Source organism: Arcticibacterium sp. SM2516 (assembly GCF_057914865.1).
The window spans coordinates 4,921,786-4,936,286 of sequence record NZ_CP195290.1; the positions used below are offsets into that span (position 1 = coordinate 4,921,786).

The 14,501-nt window shown below is 37.5% G+C and carries 12 protein-coding genes and 1 CRISPR repeat array; of the genes, 1 reads left to right on the forward strand and 11 read right to left on the reverse strand.

All coding sequences use genetic code 11. The features are described from left to right. Positions 1-7 precede the first annotated feature (7 nt). The 6 genes from ACSBFT_RS20160 to ACSBFT_RS20185 form a co-directional block, all read right to left on the reverse strand. On the reverse strand, positions 8-1,693 hold the full coding sequence (locus ACSBFT_RS20160) for a S41 family peptidase (RefSeq protein ID WP_489602204.1): 1,686 nt from the start codon (positions 1,691-1,693) through the stop codon (positions 8-10). A gap of 461 nt (positions 1,694-2,154) precedes the next feature. Further along, a complete protein-coding gene (locus ACSBFT_RS20165) occupies positions 2,155-2,562 on the reverse strand; it encodes a hypothetical protein (RefSeq protein ID WP_489602205.1) in 408 nt (135 codons plus the stop codon). Next, on the reverse strand, positions 2,555-3,490 hold the full coding sequence (locus ACSBFT_RS20170; protein ID WP_489602206.1) for an ISAon1 family transposase: 936 nt from the start codon (positions 3,488-3,490) through the stop codon (positions 2,555-2,557). The genes ACSBFT_RS20165 and ACSBFT_RS20170 overlap by 8 nt, the downstream gene beginning before the upstream one ends. A gap of 28 nt (positions 3,491-3,518) precedes the next feature. Continuing rightward, complete coding sequence (locus ACSBFT_RS20175) at positions 3,519-3,878, reverse strand: ISAon1 family transposase N-terminal region protein (protein WP_489601691.1); 360 nt, start codon at positions 3,876-3,878, stop codon at positions 3,519-3,521. Positions 3,879-4,060: 182 nt separating this feature from the next. Then, positions 4,061-5,020: an HlyD family secretion protein gene (locus tag ACSBFT_RS20180; RefSeq protein ID WP_489602207.1), complete on the reverse strand. Its 960-nt coding sequence runs from the start codon at positions 5,018-5,020 to the stop codon at positions 4,061-4,063. An 86-nt stretch (positions 5,021-5,106) separates the two neighbouring features. Continuing rightward, complete coding sequence (locus tag ACSBFT_RS20185; RefSeq protein WP_489602208.1) at positions 5,107-6,198, reverse strand: peptidase domain-containing ABC transporter; 1,092 nt, start codon at positions 6,196-6,198, stop codon at positions 5,107-5,109. On the opposite strand from ACSBFT_RS20185, the gene ACSBFT_RS20190 reads away from it, so the two are divergent. Then, positions 6,197-6,451 (forward strand): hypothetical protein, encoded by a 255-nt coding sequence (locus ACSBFT_RS20190; RefSeq protein WP_489602209.1) that lies wholly within the window; start codon positions 6,197-6,199, stop codon positions 6,449-6,451. The two genes, ACSBFT_RS20185 and ACSBFT_RS20190, sit on opposite strands and share 2 nt — an antisense overlap. Before the next feature lie 150 nt (positions 6,452-6,601). On the opposite strand, the gene ACSBFT_RS20195 is transcribed toward ACSBFT_RS20190, so the two are convergent. The 5 genes from ACSBFT_RS20195 to cas4 all read right to left on the reverse strand — a co-directional run bounded on the left by ACSBFT_RS20195 (position 6,602) and on the right by cas4 (position 14,494). Next, positions 6,602-7,630 carry a transposase gene (locus tag ACSBFT_RS20195; protein ID WP_489602210.1) on the reverse strand — a complete coding sequence of 343 codons (1,029 nt, stop codon included), beginning with the start codon at positions 7,628-7,630 and terminating at the stop codon, positions 6,602-6,604. A gap of 202 nt (positions 7,631-7,832) precedes the next feature. Beyond that, positions 7,833-8,060 (reverse strand): hypothetical protein, encoded by a 228-nt coding sequence (locus ACSBFT_RS20200; protein WP_489602211.1) that lies wholly within the window; start codon positions 8,058-8,060, stop codon positions 7,833-7,835. Positions 8,061-8,089: 29 nt separating this feature from the next. Further along, a CRISPR array of direct repeats spans positions 8,090-12,458; the repeat unit is 30 nt; unit sequence GTTTCAATTTCTATGTGATGCGATTAAGAC. A gap of 199 nt (positions 12,459-12,657) precedes the next feature. Next, complete coding sequence (cas2, locus tag ACSBFT_RS20205) at positions 12,658-12,921, reverse strand: CRISPR-associated endonuclease Cas2 (protein WP_489602212.1); 264 nt, start codon at positions 12,919-12,921, stop codon at positions 12,658-12,660. 56 nt (positions 12,922-12,977) lie between these two features. Then, on the reverse strand, positions 12,978-13,982 hold the full coding sequence (gene cas1b, locus ACSBFT_RS20210) for a type I-B CRISPR-associated endonuclease Cas1b (RefSeq protein WP_489602213.1): 1,005 nt from the start codon (positions 13,980-13,982) through the stop codon (positions 12,978-12,980). Further along, the gene (cas4, locus tag ACSBFT_RS20215) at positions 13,979-14,494 is read right to left on the reverse strand and encodes a CRISPR-associated protein Cas4 (RefSeq protein ID WP_489602214.1); all 516 of its coding nucleotides are present in this window, start codon (positions 14,492-14,494) and stop codon (positions 13,979-13,981) included. The genes cas1b and cas4 overlap by 4 nt, the downstream gene beginning before the upstream one ends. Between the last annotated feature and the right edge of the window lie 7 nt (positions 14,495-14,501).

Sequence of the window (14,501 nt, forward strand, 5' to 3'; positions counted from 1 at the left end):
GGAACGACTAATTATTAAAAATGGTTATCGCACATTCCAAAAGTTCATCTCGGCCTTGCTTTATTCCTTCTATTGTAGGTTCAACGTAAACATCTGGGACAATACCGATTCTTTGAGTCCGGGCGCTATCTGGATAGTAAACGCCAATTCCCGAAATCCAAGTTGAAAGACCTCCGGGAAGCGGAATCGTGGAGACATTACCATCTGAACCAGCCGTTGTGCTTCCTAAAATTGTAGTATTCTGACCAGCCCTAAAAGCCATGGCAGTATACTCCGCTTGACTTTGTGTTTGTTCATTTACCAATACTACCAATTTACCTTTGAACGGCTCTGTATCATAAGTAATAACATCCTGGTTAAAAAAATTAAACTGTCCGGGATGAGTCGGTATAAAAGCGGTGTATCTTGCAAAGATTGAGGTTTTGTCAATAAAGAAAGAAGCCAGTGAATAATATACAGGGGTAGCGGGATAATTCCTGATGTCAATAATAATTCCTTTGGTGTTTTTGAATTTTTCTTTGATGCTAATTACATCTTCTGCCGTTATGGTGGCAAGGGTGATATAGCCAATGTTTCCTTTCAGCATTTTGAATGACTTCTCTTTGCTCTCTAATCTTTTTTTATAGTAGCTCGTTCGATCAAATAGCGCTACCTTTTTGGTGGTGCTATCTCTCAAGGTGAAACTAACTTCTTTCTCATCAGACCTCGCTAAAATTCTACAGACGTCACGCATTTTAACAGCTTCATTTGATGCCGGAAGAAGACCCACTTTCTCCTTTATAATTTCGCTAATCGGCCTTCCGTTTATACGAGTAATAACATCTCCTAAGGAAAGTGAATGATCAAAACCCTCCGCTAATTCAAAAACTACAATTTGATCTTCTATGTATTTCAATGTTATTGGGGCAAAGTTAGAACCTATGTATTCGTCCAACTTATCTGCATCACCAAATAGCTGACCGTGGGAATCATGTATTTCTCCGATCAAGTGTACCAATTTTAATTCATACTGAAACTCGTCTACTGCATAAATAAATTCACGGATGTGTTTTTCTAAAACATCATCCCAATTACCTTCAATAAGATATTTACTCGGGAAAAAGTATTCGATTATATTCCAATATCTGTAAAGGGCAAGTAATCTATAACCTGCATCGGGGTAGGAGAAATCTGAATAGTCATCTTCATTTAAAAACTCGGGATGACCAACTATAAGGTCTTGCTTTACATAGTGCTGCTCATGTTGATTACGATTTTCATAGATTAAATGAAGTTTTTTGCTCAATTCCTCAGATACGGCTTCTGCATCAAACCAACAATGGTCAGGGAGTATAAAGGACGTTTTTTTAGAACCACTGCCACACGAACGACAAGGCTGAACCTTCCCAAAACTATGAATCCAATTTGTTAATAATTCATTTCTTTCCGATGTATTACGAGCTTCCAAATATCCAGGCAAAATTCTAAAAAGTTCGTGATCCCAGTTGTACTTGCCGGACGTAACGGCGGGATGGTGATATTTCAGGAAGCCCCAAACCTTGCCGAGCAATACAAGGTCTTTAACATCATTTTTTGTCAATGAGCCAAAGACAACTTTCGAGCCTTGATTGTATGCCTCTTTACCTTGTTCATCATCACTTCTATGGCAACTTATTACAAAGAAACACATAAAACAAACTAAGAATGTTTTCATGCCGCTAAATAACCGACTTATTGTGATGCTTAAAAGCTAAAGAAACTTAAAGTCTATTCAAAACAAGACAATTTTTTTAACAGAAACTGTAGACTTACGATATTTTATGGGTTATGCTCTCAACTTCCTGCCAGCTATCTTTCACTTTCAGTTGCTGTAATTCTTTTTCATAGCGTTGCCGAAAACCATTGTAAATTAAAACCGATACCAGTAGTAACAATTGTGTTACTAAATGGGTCAATATTCCTCCCTAAACTACCTCCTTGTGAAAAACTAACATCGATGCTTGGTAACGCATTTTTTCTGAAAACTTCGAACTGTTCTTGCTCAATAGAAACATTAATTTCTAATGATCGGATGGTTCTTTATAGCGTACTCAATACAATCTTGTAAATATAAATCCTGACCATTGCAGAGAACAGTTGTGAAACTTATCAATATTGTTTTCTTGAAAGGAATATTCATTTAACAACGTGCCTAATTTCATAAAAGAAACGATCTAGCAAAGATAATTCTTCCGTTACAATTTCGGCAGATGCCGTCATACCATTTTTGAAAGGAATTTGTATATTCGTATCGGTATTCAAAAGGTTGGGGAAAATAACTTTGACAGCGTAAGTCGAGTCTTTCGGCAATTCAGCTATTTGACTAATCTTTGCTCTTACTATTCCATATTGTTGGTAGGGATGGCTATTAATTTTGATTAAAACTGACTGACCTACGCTGACTTTTCCCAAATTATACTGTCCGAGTAGCATCTCTCCGTAAAACTTTTCATCATCTGGCTGTATGAAAAATAGTTCTTGCCCAGTTTTAAGATGAATATTTTGGGTCAAGAGCAAAATCTGGGGGATGAGTTCTTTAAGCATAAATTTGACATAGTCTAAAAAGGAAGAATTCAATACTCCTGACACCTCTAAACCTAGATCTAAAAGCTTTGATTTTCGCATTGAAAGATTCTGCTGAAGCATTGGTACTTCTGTTATCAAAATAATTAAGAATAGTTCTGTAATGATGCTCAAATGTTCGGGCAATTGAATTAAAGGATTTAAAGCCTGCTTGTCTTACTTCTTCATGCCATTTGGCTAGTCGAGCTAAACCATAAGTTTGGTCAGTGGTTTTGTCATAAATCTCGGCTAGTTTAATACCCAGTCCGAAGGCTTTTTCAATATCTGGATAGCGTTCAAATAATAGAGCAGCTCTTTCGGCTTGCGACTTAGACCAGTTTGCTGGTCGTTTATAAAGTACATATCTACCTCTAGCTAAAAGCTGCTTGAGTGTATCGCCATTATTTAGTATCTCAGGTTTATAAGGAGTTCCCTTTACTTTTGCAAGTTCGATGGCATCACTTTCTTGGTCTATAGCCTCCCAACGATGCTTGATTCGCATTTCTTGCACCGCATCCCAGGCTAATTTTTGTACGTGAAACCTATCGGTAACTCGTTTGGCCCAAGGAAATGATTTTTTGATAGCCAACTCCATATTAGGAGCCATGTCAAGGGTTACTTCTTTGACTTTCTTACGTTTAGGATCTGGTATTTTACGTAGGGCTTTTATAATATCAGTCGCCTTAGTGCCTGCTATGATGGCAACAATGCTCCCTTTTTTTCCTTTCGCTTCTTTATTGGTCAGAATAGTATAGAGTTCTCCATCCGAAAGGCTAGTTTCATCTATTGACAGATATTCTCCCATATTTTGTGGGTAGATTAGCCATTCTTTGGCTCTTGGCTTTTGCTTCCAGTTTTTGAAGTCGCTTAAATGATTCTTATACTGCCGCTGTAGTTTCTTCCCATTCAATCCGAAGAACTTGCCAACCGTTTCGACATCAATAGCCTGTGTATCTATTGAATTCTTTTAAAAAAGCAGCAAACTCTGTTGTCATTCGAGTTCCCTGAGCTACTATTTCCCAATTCCTTGTTACGTTCTTTCCTGTTTCCAAATCCTTCCATTTACGACGTTTGACATGAAGGAACACTTTGTAATTACGAATCGGAAAGTCTTGGATGGTTATTTCATCATAGAAGCCTTTTGAATGAAGTTTTAGTTCTGATAATTCCTGTGGAATATCCAACTTCTCTTCTAAGTAAATTCGCAGAATTTCAGTCTTTTTATCCTTATCGACCTTTATCAGATTGAAATTATCGACTAACAATTCGGGCAACAATAGCTTTACTAGTTCTTCCAATTTTATAGATGTTAAATTTCTCCAAAATTCAGAATTTAACAGCTATCCCCCAACTTTTGTTCTTGGTCCAATATTTTCTTGAATTGGATTAATAAAAGAAATTCTACCAGAGGTAGAAGCTTTGAGCAGGTAACGCTGTTTCCATTGCTCAATTTCACTTTTAAGAGTCGTGATACTCTGAATCAAGCTATTTTTTGTTCTATAACTTGCCTCTTGATATCTACAATCTCGTGGGCTTTCTGGCTAAAAACCAACTGATTATTCTCAATAGAGTTCTTTGCTAGTTCATACTCCTTTTTTTTTGATAAAAAAAATAGTGTAGCTGTTTGAACATCTTTTTTTGCAACATAACCTTTATCAGACAGAAGTTTTTGCCTCTCAAGTTCTTGTTGTGCCAACTTCATTTCATTATTAAGTAAAGATAATTGCGTATTCAGGTTGTTGTTGATATTCTTTATCGTTCCTAAATCACTAGAGAGCATGGTTTTCTTTGTTAGAAAAGCTCCCTCATTCGTATAGCCTTTAGTACGTATGAAATTGCCGTGGAATTCTTGATATGATTTCTGTAGTTCACCAAGTCGAAAAAGGAATGGTACTTTTGCATTCCAAATTTTCCCAATTTCGCCGACTTCAGCAACCGCAAGGAAGCTATCTATTTTGTTTTCCAGCGTAACTACTTCCTGATAATTAGCCGTATTTTCAATGAGCCCAAGTATCTCATTGGATACAACCCTTTGACCATTGTGGATATATAGACGTTCAAGTTTCCCATCTACTTTCGCCACAACTGATTTGGGATAATTTACTGCCATTATTATTAAATTACCTTTTACTAAATCTGGGTATTTGACCATATTGGCAATAGTCACTAGTACTAATATTAAAACAAAAAACAGTGTAGTTCCCCAGCGTACCAACCAACTTGGTGGGGTCGTCATAATATCGTTTACAGCTTCACTCCGGAGTTCCGGAAGTTTTTCATTATTTCTTCCACCATTGTCAAGAGTGAGAGGCGGTTTTAATGGTGGTGGTATATCAGTTACTACGCGATCGCTGGAAAGCGTAGTCTTACCACCCAATAACTCTTTAAAGTCAGTGTGTAGTAACTGTTCCGAGGATGATATATACTTTTTGTCTCCCATATAAGTACAACTTTTGTTACATTTAGTACCCTGTTAGGGTACTATTTCAATCGACAAAACACTAATAATGCTTAAAATAAAGGTTGCTACGTTCCTAATTCCAATTGATTTTTAACAAGGTCAAAGTATCTTCCCCCTTGCCTAATTAACACATAATGTGTTCCAGTCTGTACAACTTTGCCTTTTTCCAACACGATAATTTGATCAGCACTTTTAACCGTACTTAGACGGTGGGCTACTACCACAACTGTTTTTCCAAGAAAAAATTCGTTAAGGTTATCCATGATAACTCGTTCGTTATCCGCATCTAGAGAATTAGTAGCTTCGTCAAAGAAAAGGAAATCAGGGTTCTTATAAACCGCTCTGGCAATCAATAACCGTTGTTTTTGACCTTGTGAAATACCATTGCCTTCCGATCCGATCTTAGTATTGTAACTGAGAGGTAGAGATTCTATAAAATCTTGGATATTGGCTACCTTAACAGAATGAAGTAACTTTTTGGGGTCGGGATACTCTTCTGAAATAGCTATGTTATTAGCTATAGTGTCGGAAAAGATGAAACCATCCTGCATGACTGTACCACAATGGTTCCGCCAAAACTGATGTCTAATATTCTTTAAGTTGCCCGTCCCTACTTTTATATCTCCCTTTTGGGGTTCAATAAACTTTAAAAATAATTTTAAAATCGTCGTTTTACCACTCCCGCTACTACCTGCAATCGCAGTAATTCTACCTTCGGGAATGGTAAAACTAACATCTTCCAACACAGGCTCGTTGCCCGCACCAGGGTATGTGAAAGTTAAATTGCTGACATGAATATCTCGTTTCTCAGGCAAGAAGCTCATTAAGTGGTCACTGTATGCCTCCTCGTCTGGCATTTTGTGAACTTCATTCAAGCGTTCTATACTTAAATTAGCATCTTGTAAATGTTGAATAAAGCCAATCATCTGCTCAATCGGACTATTTAGCTGGCCAATTATGTATTGTAATGCCATCATTGCCCCGAGCGTCATTTGCCCGTTCACTACCGCGTTTGCTGCTAAAAATGTGATAAAAATGTTTTTCCCTTCATTTATAAAAAAACCACCCGTTTGTTGATATTGTTGCAACGCCAGGCTCTCAAAGCTCAATTTAAAATCACGCACTTGCAGTCCCTCCCAATCCCAACGTTTTCGCATGGTGGCATTGTTCAATTTTAATTCTGGCACGGCTTGTACCAATTGGATTTCAAGCGATTCATCTAGAAAACTAGAGAATACCCTTGAAGAAATTTATTCCTCCCTAAATCTGCTAGAAAAACAGAAGGAGCTTTCCATAGAAAATGAAGGATGGGTAATGAACTGTATTCATAGTTACAGAAAAGGCTTCATCCAAGGCTTGAATGATTATATCACTGGCGAAACTTTATTAAATTCTATCAAAAACATTTAACTTAAAAAATAAGATGCTTAAAATATACAGTCTTTTAATCGGTGAAAACCCAAAGTATACAGCTACATTTCAGTGGTTTAGCCCCCTAATAGGCAGACACTTGCCGAAGGTTTATTAAATGTATAAAATTGTTTTTCTTATACTACGATTTTAGCTGTTTAAGGTGCTTGTTCTCTGGTTTCTTTGTGCCAGCAGAGCTTTAGTTTCTTCTGATATAATTCTGAATTCTCCATTTGGTTTGATTTTATAATGAGGTATTCGTAATTGAATATTGTACTTGTGGTTAATCTTTTTATGCGGTTCTACCAATATCATTTCCTGTTCCCAAAGTTTAATAAATGCGTTGGGGTTTAGGTGCTTTAGACTTCCATGTAACCTCACGTTATTATAAGTATAATAGAAGTGTTCTAGCTGTTTCTCTAAGTCAGTTATGGTCTTGTATTCCTGGAGTTCTAGTGAGCGACCAAGTATGGCATGAAAGCTTTCTACATGACCATTTTCTTGGGGCGTATAGGGATGTGTAAATACCTGCTTGATGTGATTTTTAGCAAAGTATTCTTGGACTGTTTTGGCAGCAAATCTTGTGTCATTATCGTTACGAAGCTCTAGGGTTAGTTCTTGCTCCAGCAGACCTGCTGGTTGTAATTCTTGAAGGATAATTTGCTCCCAAGCAGCTTTAATTTGGGCTTGTTTAATGGAGTAAGCCACCGTCCAATAAAGTACCTTTCTTGTAAAACAATCTATTACTGTAAGAATGAATGCATAGCATTGATGTTCTATAACCCACTGGAACTTTCTATCCATCTCTAAGACCTCTAAAGGCCTTTTAAGATTAACCCGCCTATATTTTACATAATTCCTAGCCGCTCTTTTATGTCGGTCACCAAGCAGTTGATATTTATACATTAGGCGATATACCTTTTTGTGATTAATCAAAAAACCTTCGTGCTGTAAGGCCGCGGTCATAACTCTATATCCATAACTGGTCTCTGGCAACAGCAGGGTGTTAATAATTACACCAATGACAAGCTCTTCGGCTACTTCCACCAAGTCGCCATGCCCATTTATTTGATTAGTGATACAAGTAGGTTTCCTACCTGCTTTTTTACGTTTGCCTAACTTCTTGTAGTACTCATATTTAGTGAGTTTACAGAGCTTTAAAGTAAGTTCTAATTTCATCCCCCATCCGACGTACTTTCTGACTAAAGCTTGTTTCTCAGATGGGGGTACTTCTTTTTTAGCAACTCATCTTTTAGCTTACTCTCCAACTCTTTCTCAGCTATGATTTCCTTCAGAGCTTTGTTCTCTTTTTCCAGTTTCTTGATGATAGCAAGGCGTTCCTTAGTAAGGCCATGAGTCAGGCCAACCTCACCCATCTCTTCTACCTTTTTCTTCCAGCCTGCCTGTCGGCAGACAGGTAATAAAAGGTAGCTGGATAAAGTGCATACTTATCCAACGTGATTTTTACGCCTTTCTCTGAGGCTTCTTTTACAATAGCCAGTTTTTCGGCTTTGCTATACTTCTTTCCCATACTCATAATTACAAAAATTATTTCGTAATCACGTTTGATATATAAAGGGGCTGAAACAGATGCGATTAAGACAGCCACTTTCAAGGTTAAAATTTATCATGATCACGGTTTCAATTTCTATGTGATGCGATTAAGACTCGCAAGCTGCGTTTGGGTCGTGCTGGTTTACTGGGTTTCAATTTCTATGTGATGCGATTAAGACATTCACCGCCGTATCTACGAAAGTATCCGCAGACCTGTTTCAATTTCTATGTGATGCGATTAAGACTTACACTACAAGAGCTTAGGTCCTGTGGAAATCTCAGTTTCAATTTCTATGTGATGCGATTAAGACGAATGAGAAAGCTTTCTCCACAGGCTAAAGAAACGTTTCAATTTCTATGTGATGCGATTAAGACTTTCAGGCACGGAACAAGGGCAAATGATGTTAACCAGTTTCAATTTCTATGTGATGCGATTAAGACTGCCCAGTCAAAAGCATACACCTTTGTAATAGACTAGTTTCAATTGCTATGTGATGCGATTAAGACAATATAGAGGGATTTAGGGTGGCGGTGAATGTTTCAGTTTCAATTTCTATGTGATGCGATTAAGACTAGATAGTTCCGGCATACACCGTTTCATCCGTAAGTTTCAATTTCTATGTGATGCGATTAAGACCGATGTCTGGATAAATGGCTATGATGTATTAATGGAGTTTCAATTTCTATGTGATGCGATTAAGACATGCATCGAAGTTTTTTGGGAGTTTTGGGTGAGTGAGTTTCAATTTCTATGTGATGCGATTAAGACAACAGTGTTTTCTTCAATAAAATCATCAGACATTTTAGTTTCAATTTCTATGTGATGCGATTAAGACTCTGAAGAAAGGCCTGGAAGCGGTGGAAAACTTACGTTTCAATTTCTATGTGATGCGATTAAGACTTATCATCCGACCCTTACCAAATCAAGTCCATTGAGTTTCAATTTCTATGTGATGCGATTAAGACTTCCATCTTTTTGAATCTTAAAATCTGCATATAATTGGTTTCAATTTCTATGTGATGCGATTAAGACCTTACGGGCAAAAGGAGGTTCAGGAAGGAAAAGTACGTTTCAATTTCTATGTGATTCGATTAAGACAGGAGGGCGTGGAGAGCTATGTGAAGCCTGCACGTGGTTTCAATTTCTATGTGATGCGATTAAGACGTTTGGATTTTGCACCATTACCAATAAAGATTCCTGTTTCAATTTCTATGTGATGCGATTAAGACTCTTCAGGCTATTATGGTAGGACCTGCTGGGTCTGGGTTTCAATTTCTATGTGATGCGATTAAGACTGCCATCGTTTTCCCCTGCATAGCCTATATAGTTATGTTTCAATTTCTATGTGATGCGATTAAGACGGGAATACGTGCAAGATGGTATCCCTTTTCATAGAGTTTCAATTTCTATGTGATGCGATTAAGACTGCCTTTTGCCTTGATAATTTGGGGCGGTATGGTTAGTTTCAATTTCTATGTGATGCGATTAAGACATTAACCGCAATTTTAGCAGGGGTTACCCTTCCGAGTTTCAATTTCTATGTGATGCGATTAAGACAGTTAAACGACCTTGATTAGTATTGTTGCTAACGTAGTTTCAATTTCTATGTGATGCGATTAAGACGTATTAGTTCGCCTAACCTGGGGGCGGCCTTAATCAGTTTCAATTTCTATGTGATGCGATTAAGACAATAGACTTTACGGGTTCTGAAGGAGACATGATCCGTTTCAATTTCTATGTGATGCGATTAAGACAGTCATAAAGGAAATTGTAGAACCATTTGTCTTTAGTTTCAATTTCTATGTGATGCGATTAAGACTACACAAACGTGAACGCTTGGAAAATAGAAGGCTCGTTTCAATTTCTATGTGATGCGATTAAGACGTTTAAAGTGATGGGCTTAGATATGTCTAAAATTGGTTTCAATTTCTATGTGATGCGATTAAGACTAACTGAAGATGTAGGTGACAAAGTACATAAATGTAGTTTCAATTTCTATGTGATGCGATTAAGACGTACTCATAAGCATGTTAGGAACTGAAACTATTCCAGTTTCAATTTCTATGTGATGCGATTAAGACAAACACCCACCACAAAAAGCCATTGATTAATTTCAAGTTTCAATTTCTATGTGATGCGATTAAGACTTTTCCGAATTACTATATGAATTACTATCTGAATTAGTTTCAATTTCTATGTGATGCGATTAAGACGTTATATCTCTTACAGTATTATTATACGTATCAAAGTTTCAATTTCTATGTGATGCGATTAAGACTCGGCAGCTGTAGCACCAGACGTAAGATTGGTTCCGGTTTCAATTTCTATGTGATGCGATTAAGACTATTTTGAATTGCCTAATAATAAGTGTTTTATTTTTGTTTCAATTTCTATGTGATGCGATTAAGACAGCCATCGCTCCTACAGCTCCGCTGCCAATTACATGTTTCAATTTCTATGTGATGCGATTAAGACAAGTTTCAAAGCCCCACGTTCCACCCATTGCGGTAAGTTTCAATTTCTATGTGATGCGATTAAGACTGCCTGACGAAGTTGACGTAAAAGTCATTAATCGCCGTTTCAATTTCTATGTGATGCGATTAAGACAAAATCTAAAAAGTCCGAAATTGAAGGCTTAGTAAAGTTTCAATTTCTATGTGATGCGATTAAGACGGCACAAGCTACAGCATTCGCAAGGCAGACAGGTGGTTTCAATTTCTATGTGATGCGATTAAGACTAAATCCAGTTCAGTATCAAGGCAAAACCGTAAAGAGGTTTCAATTTCTATGTGATGCGATTAAGACTAAAAAGATACGCACTTATAACACTGCCGGAACTTCGTTTCAATTTCTATGTGATGCGATTAAGACTGAAAAAGCTACTGCACAGCAGTGACAGGAAGGAAGGTTTCAATTTCTATGTGATGCGATTAAGACCGGCACTGCTGGCAGATAACAGGATTACCGACTTAGTTTCAATTTCTATGTGATGCGATTAAGACTGAAACTGGAGCCTTATCAAACGGCGGATTTGTTCGTTTCAATTTCTATGTGATGCGATTAAGACAAAGCTGACCACGTTTGGCATCCCTTATGTGGTGCAGTTTCAATTTCTATGTGATGCGATTAAGACGTATGCCGCCTGCGTACCTACAAATGCCGTACCTGTGTTTCAATTTCTATGTGATGCGATTAAGACCCTCTTATTATTTCGTAACTCATTTGATTAATATTAGTTTCAATTTCTATGTGATGCGATTAAGACGTTACAGGGGCAGCCTACACTACGAGCATTGATACTGTTTCAATTTCTATGTGATGCGATTAAGACCTTGGAGAATAAACCCTAGTTGCACCTCTGAGCCTGTTTCAATTTCTATGTGATGCGATTAAGACAAGATAGATGACATCTGTGTTATTCTTAAAGAATAGTTTCAATTTCTATGTGATGCGATTAAGACGATCGGTTTTCTTAAAGGTCGTCCGGCATGGTTGCCGGTTTCAATTTCTATGTGATGCGATTAAGACTTTTCTATCATTTTCTGAGCTTCACTACTACCTGCCTGTTTCAATTTCTATGTGATGCGATTAAGACTTCTATTTGCTCTATGAATGGTTCAATAGTTAGGTCTGTTTCAATTTCTATGTGATGCGATTAAGACTTATGAGCAAAGAGACATTTATAATACGCTCGGAAGTTTCAATTTCTATGTGATGCGATTAAGACTTTATAGTATTCTGTCAACTGTTTAGCTACTGTGAAGGTTTCAATTTCTATGTGATGCGATTAAGACTAGTGAAGAGGGTGAAGTGCTATTTATAGATGAAAAGTTTCAATTTCTATGTGATGCGATTAAGACTTTCTGATAGCACGTGCTTCTGTAAGGATGTTCGGAGTTTCAATTTCTATGTGATGCGATTAAGACTTGTACAGGTCATCCGAACTCATCACAAAAGTCGAAGTTTCAATTTCTATGTGATGCGATTAAGACTGTCTATGTTGTTCACCGTTGCACCAAGTTTGAAATGTTTCAATTTCTATGTGATGCGATTAAGACGTTCAGCCGACTTTCTTAACCTCCTCTTAGACGAAAGTTTCAATTTCTATGTGATGCGATTAAGACCGGAACGTGGAGCAATCGCCGTTTTTAATCTTTCAGTTTCAATTTCTATGTGATGCGATTAAGACTTGTACTTTCCAGAAATGCCCTCGAAGGGTTTAATCTGTTTCAATTTCTATGTGATGCGATTAAGACCACGTCAGGAACCACGAACGCAGGTGGATCTGCCAGTTTCAATTTCTATGTGATGCGATTAAGACTTTAAGTTGTTTTCAAATCTGTTTACCCCGAAAACGGTTTCAATTTCTATGTGATGCGATTAAGACTAGACGGAATCACGCTAAGCGTAGATGATGATTTCGTTTCAATTTCTATGTGATGCGATTAAGACCCGTTTATAAAACAGGCAAAAAAGACACGAATCCAATGTTTTAACATCCAAAATACATTAGAATCGTGTCGACCTACAATAATACGATTTTACCCTGAGTTCGACAACGCCTTTTCAAGCCCTGTCAATAGGATTTTAATAAATTCAATATGTCAATGAACTTCTATAAAACATTATGTCACCACATCGACAACAGTCCTTATAAAATTTGACCCGTACTTTGCCGCTCGAAACCGAGAATTTCCTTATCGAGCCAGTCTTTTGAGCGGCTTTTGAAAACTATAATACTGTCTTCTTCATCATCCATGATTTCATAAGCTCGGTCTAGCATTTCTGTCAATTTGACCTTACTTATTTCACCTTCAAAAGTCGAGTTCTGAATCCAATTTAAGTATTTCCTGCAATGTTTCAGCATTTTCGCCACTCGCTTTGTATTCATGTCATACACCAATATTACGTACATAGGTCTGGATTTATATTTTACAATTGAAATGCAAACTAAGTGATATCAAATTCATGCTACCACCAAGCCCTAAAAGGCACATATTCCTCCATTCCTAGCATGTGTTTACTCAGTTTGTAGCATTCCAGTTTTATCAGATGCTTATAACTCACATGCTTATTTAGGCTTCTGTGCTGTATTGTTTCTTTAAGCTTTTCTTCATATACCCTTATAAAGGTCTTTCGGCCACTATCTTTTAGCACACATCTACTCACTTCACTTCTAAAATCACTCGCTTTAATTTGCTTCTTATTGAGCAAGCTAAAAATGGTTCTGTCAATTAGTAGTGGCTTGAAAATCTCTGCGACATCTAAAGCCAGCGAAAATCGTCTATAACCAGGCTCATGCAGGAAACTAATGGTGGGGTTAAGCTGCGTATGATAAATTTGACCAAGGCAAGTGGTATAGCACATCATATTACCAAAAGAAATAAGCGTATTGACTTCGTTTTCAGGAGGCTGTTTGGTTCTGTTTCCCATATTGAAATCATTCAATATTTCATCAAAAGCCTTGTAATACACCTGACGGATATTTCCTTCCAAACCCATCAGCTGTGGAATGTTATCTGTGTCAACTATATCTTTTCTGTAAGCTTCTATTTGTTCTATAGCACCAGTAAGCTCTTTGCCACGTCTTTTATAATACTGTAAGTTTTTTAAGATATTGGCGGCAGCTCCATCCACAAACCCCCTGGCTATTACTATCCTTTTCTTAGCAGACATGTAATGCTTGGTTTGCTGAATCTGCATTTTACCGGCCAGCAAGTACTCTTTTGGCATGAATGAGCCTGCGTAATGCTCGTAATAGTCGAAAAAATGTACGGCTATATGGTTTTTGCCCAAAAAAGTATAAAGAGCAGAGTTAGCATCTAAACTGCCGAAAACGTACAAATCGTTAATGGTTTCAACAGGCAAATACCTAGACTGGCCTACCACGCCGTCCTCATCTACGGGTGTAAACTTTAAGGTATTGTCTTTTCTCGATAACCTCCCAGGATTAAATAAATAGTAGGTTTTTTTCATTCTTCAGGGCTTTCTGTTATCCAACAAAAATCATAATAGCTGCATTTCTTACATTTGCTTTTTTGGATTTTAGGCGGAGCGTCTTCCTGACCAATTATGGCTGTTGCCTCTTTCACCCAATGGGCTATACGTTCATCATCTCCATCCGCTAATGTTACTGTCTCTCGTTTATGTAGTTTTGGGTATTCTAGTATTCCCGTTGCACCGTCCACGCCATTTCTTTTAAGAATATACAGGTAATACTTCACCTGAGCCAAATGTGCTTCACTATAAGAAGACGATTTCTTTATCTCATGTACCACCTTATTTTTGGCATCGTAGAAATCTATTTTGACACCATCTATTTCTAGTTCACGATACTTTTCGGCACGCTGCGGGTAAGTTTTTTCACCTATCATTTTGCCCTCACATACCAGCTCCGACGTATGTTCCATATTAATGCCGTTGGCAAAGAGCCAAAGCTTTCTATGGCAAATGTGGAGGTAGTTTATATGTGTGGCTATGATATTCATGTCAATA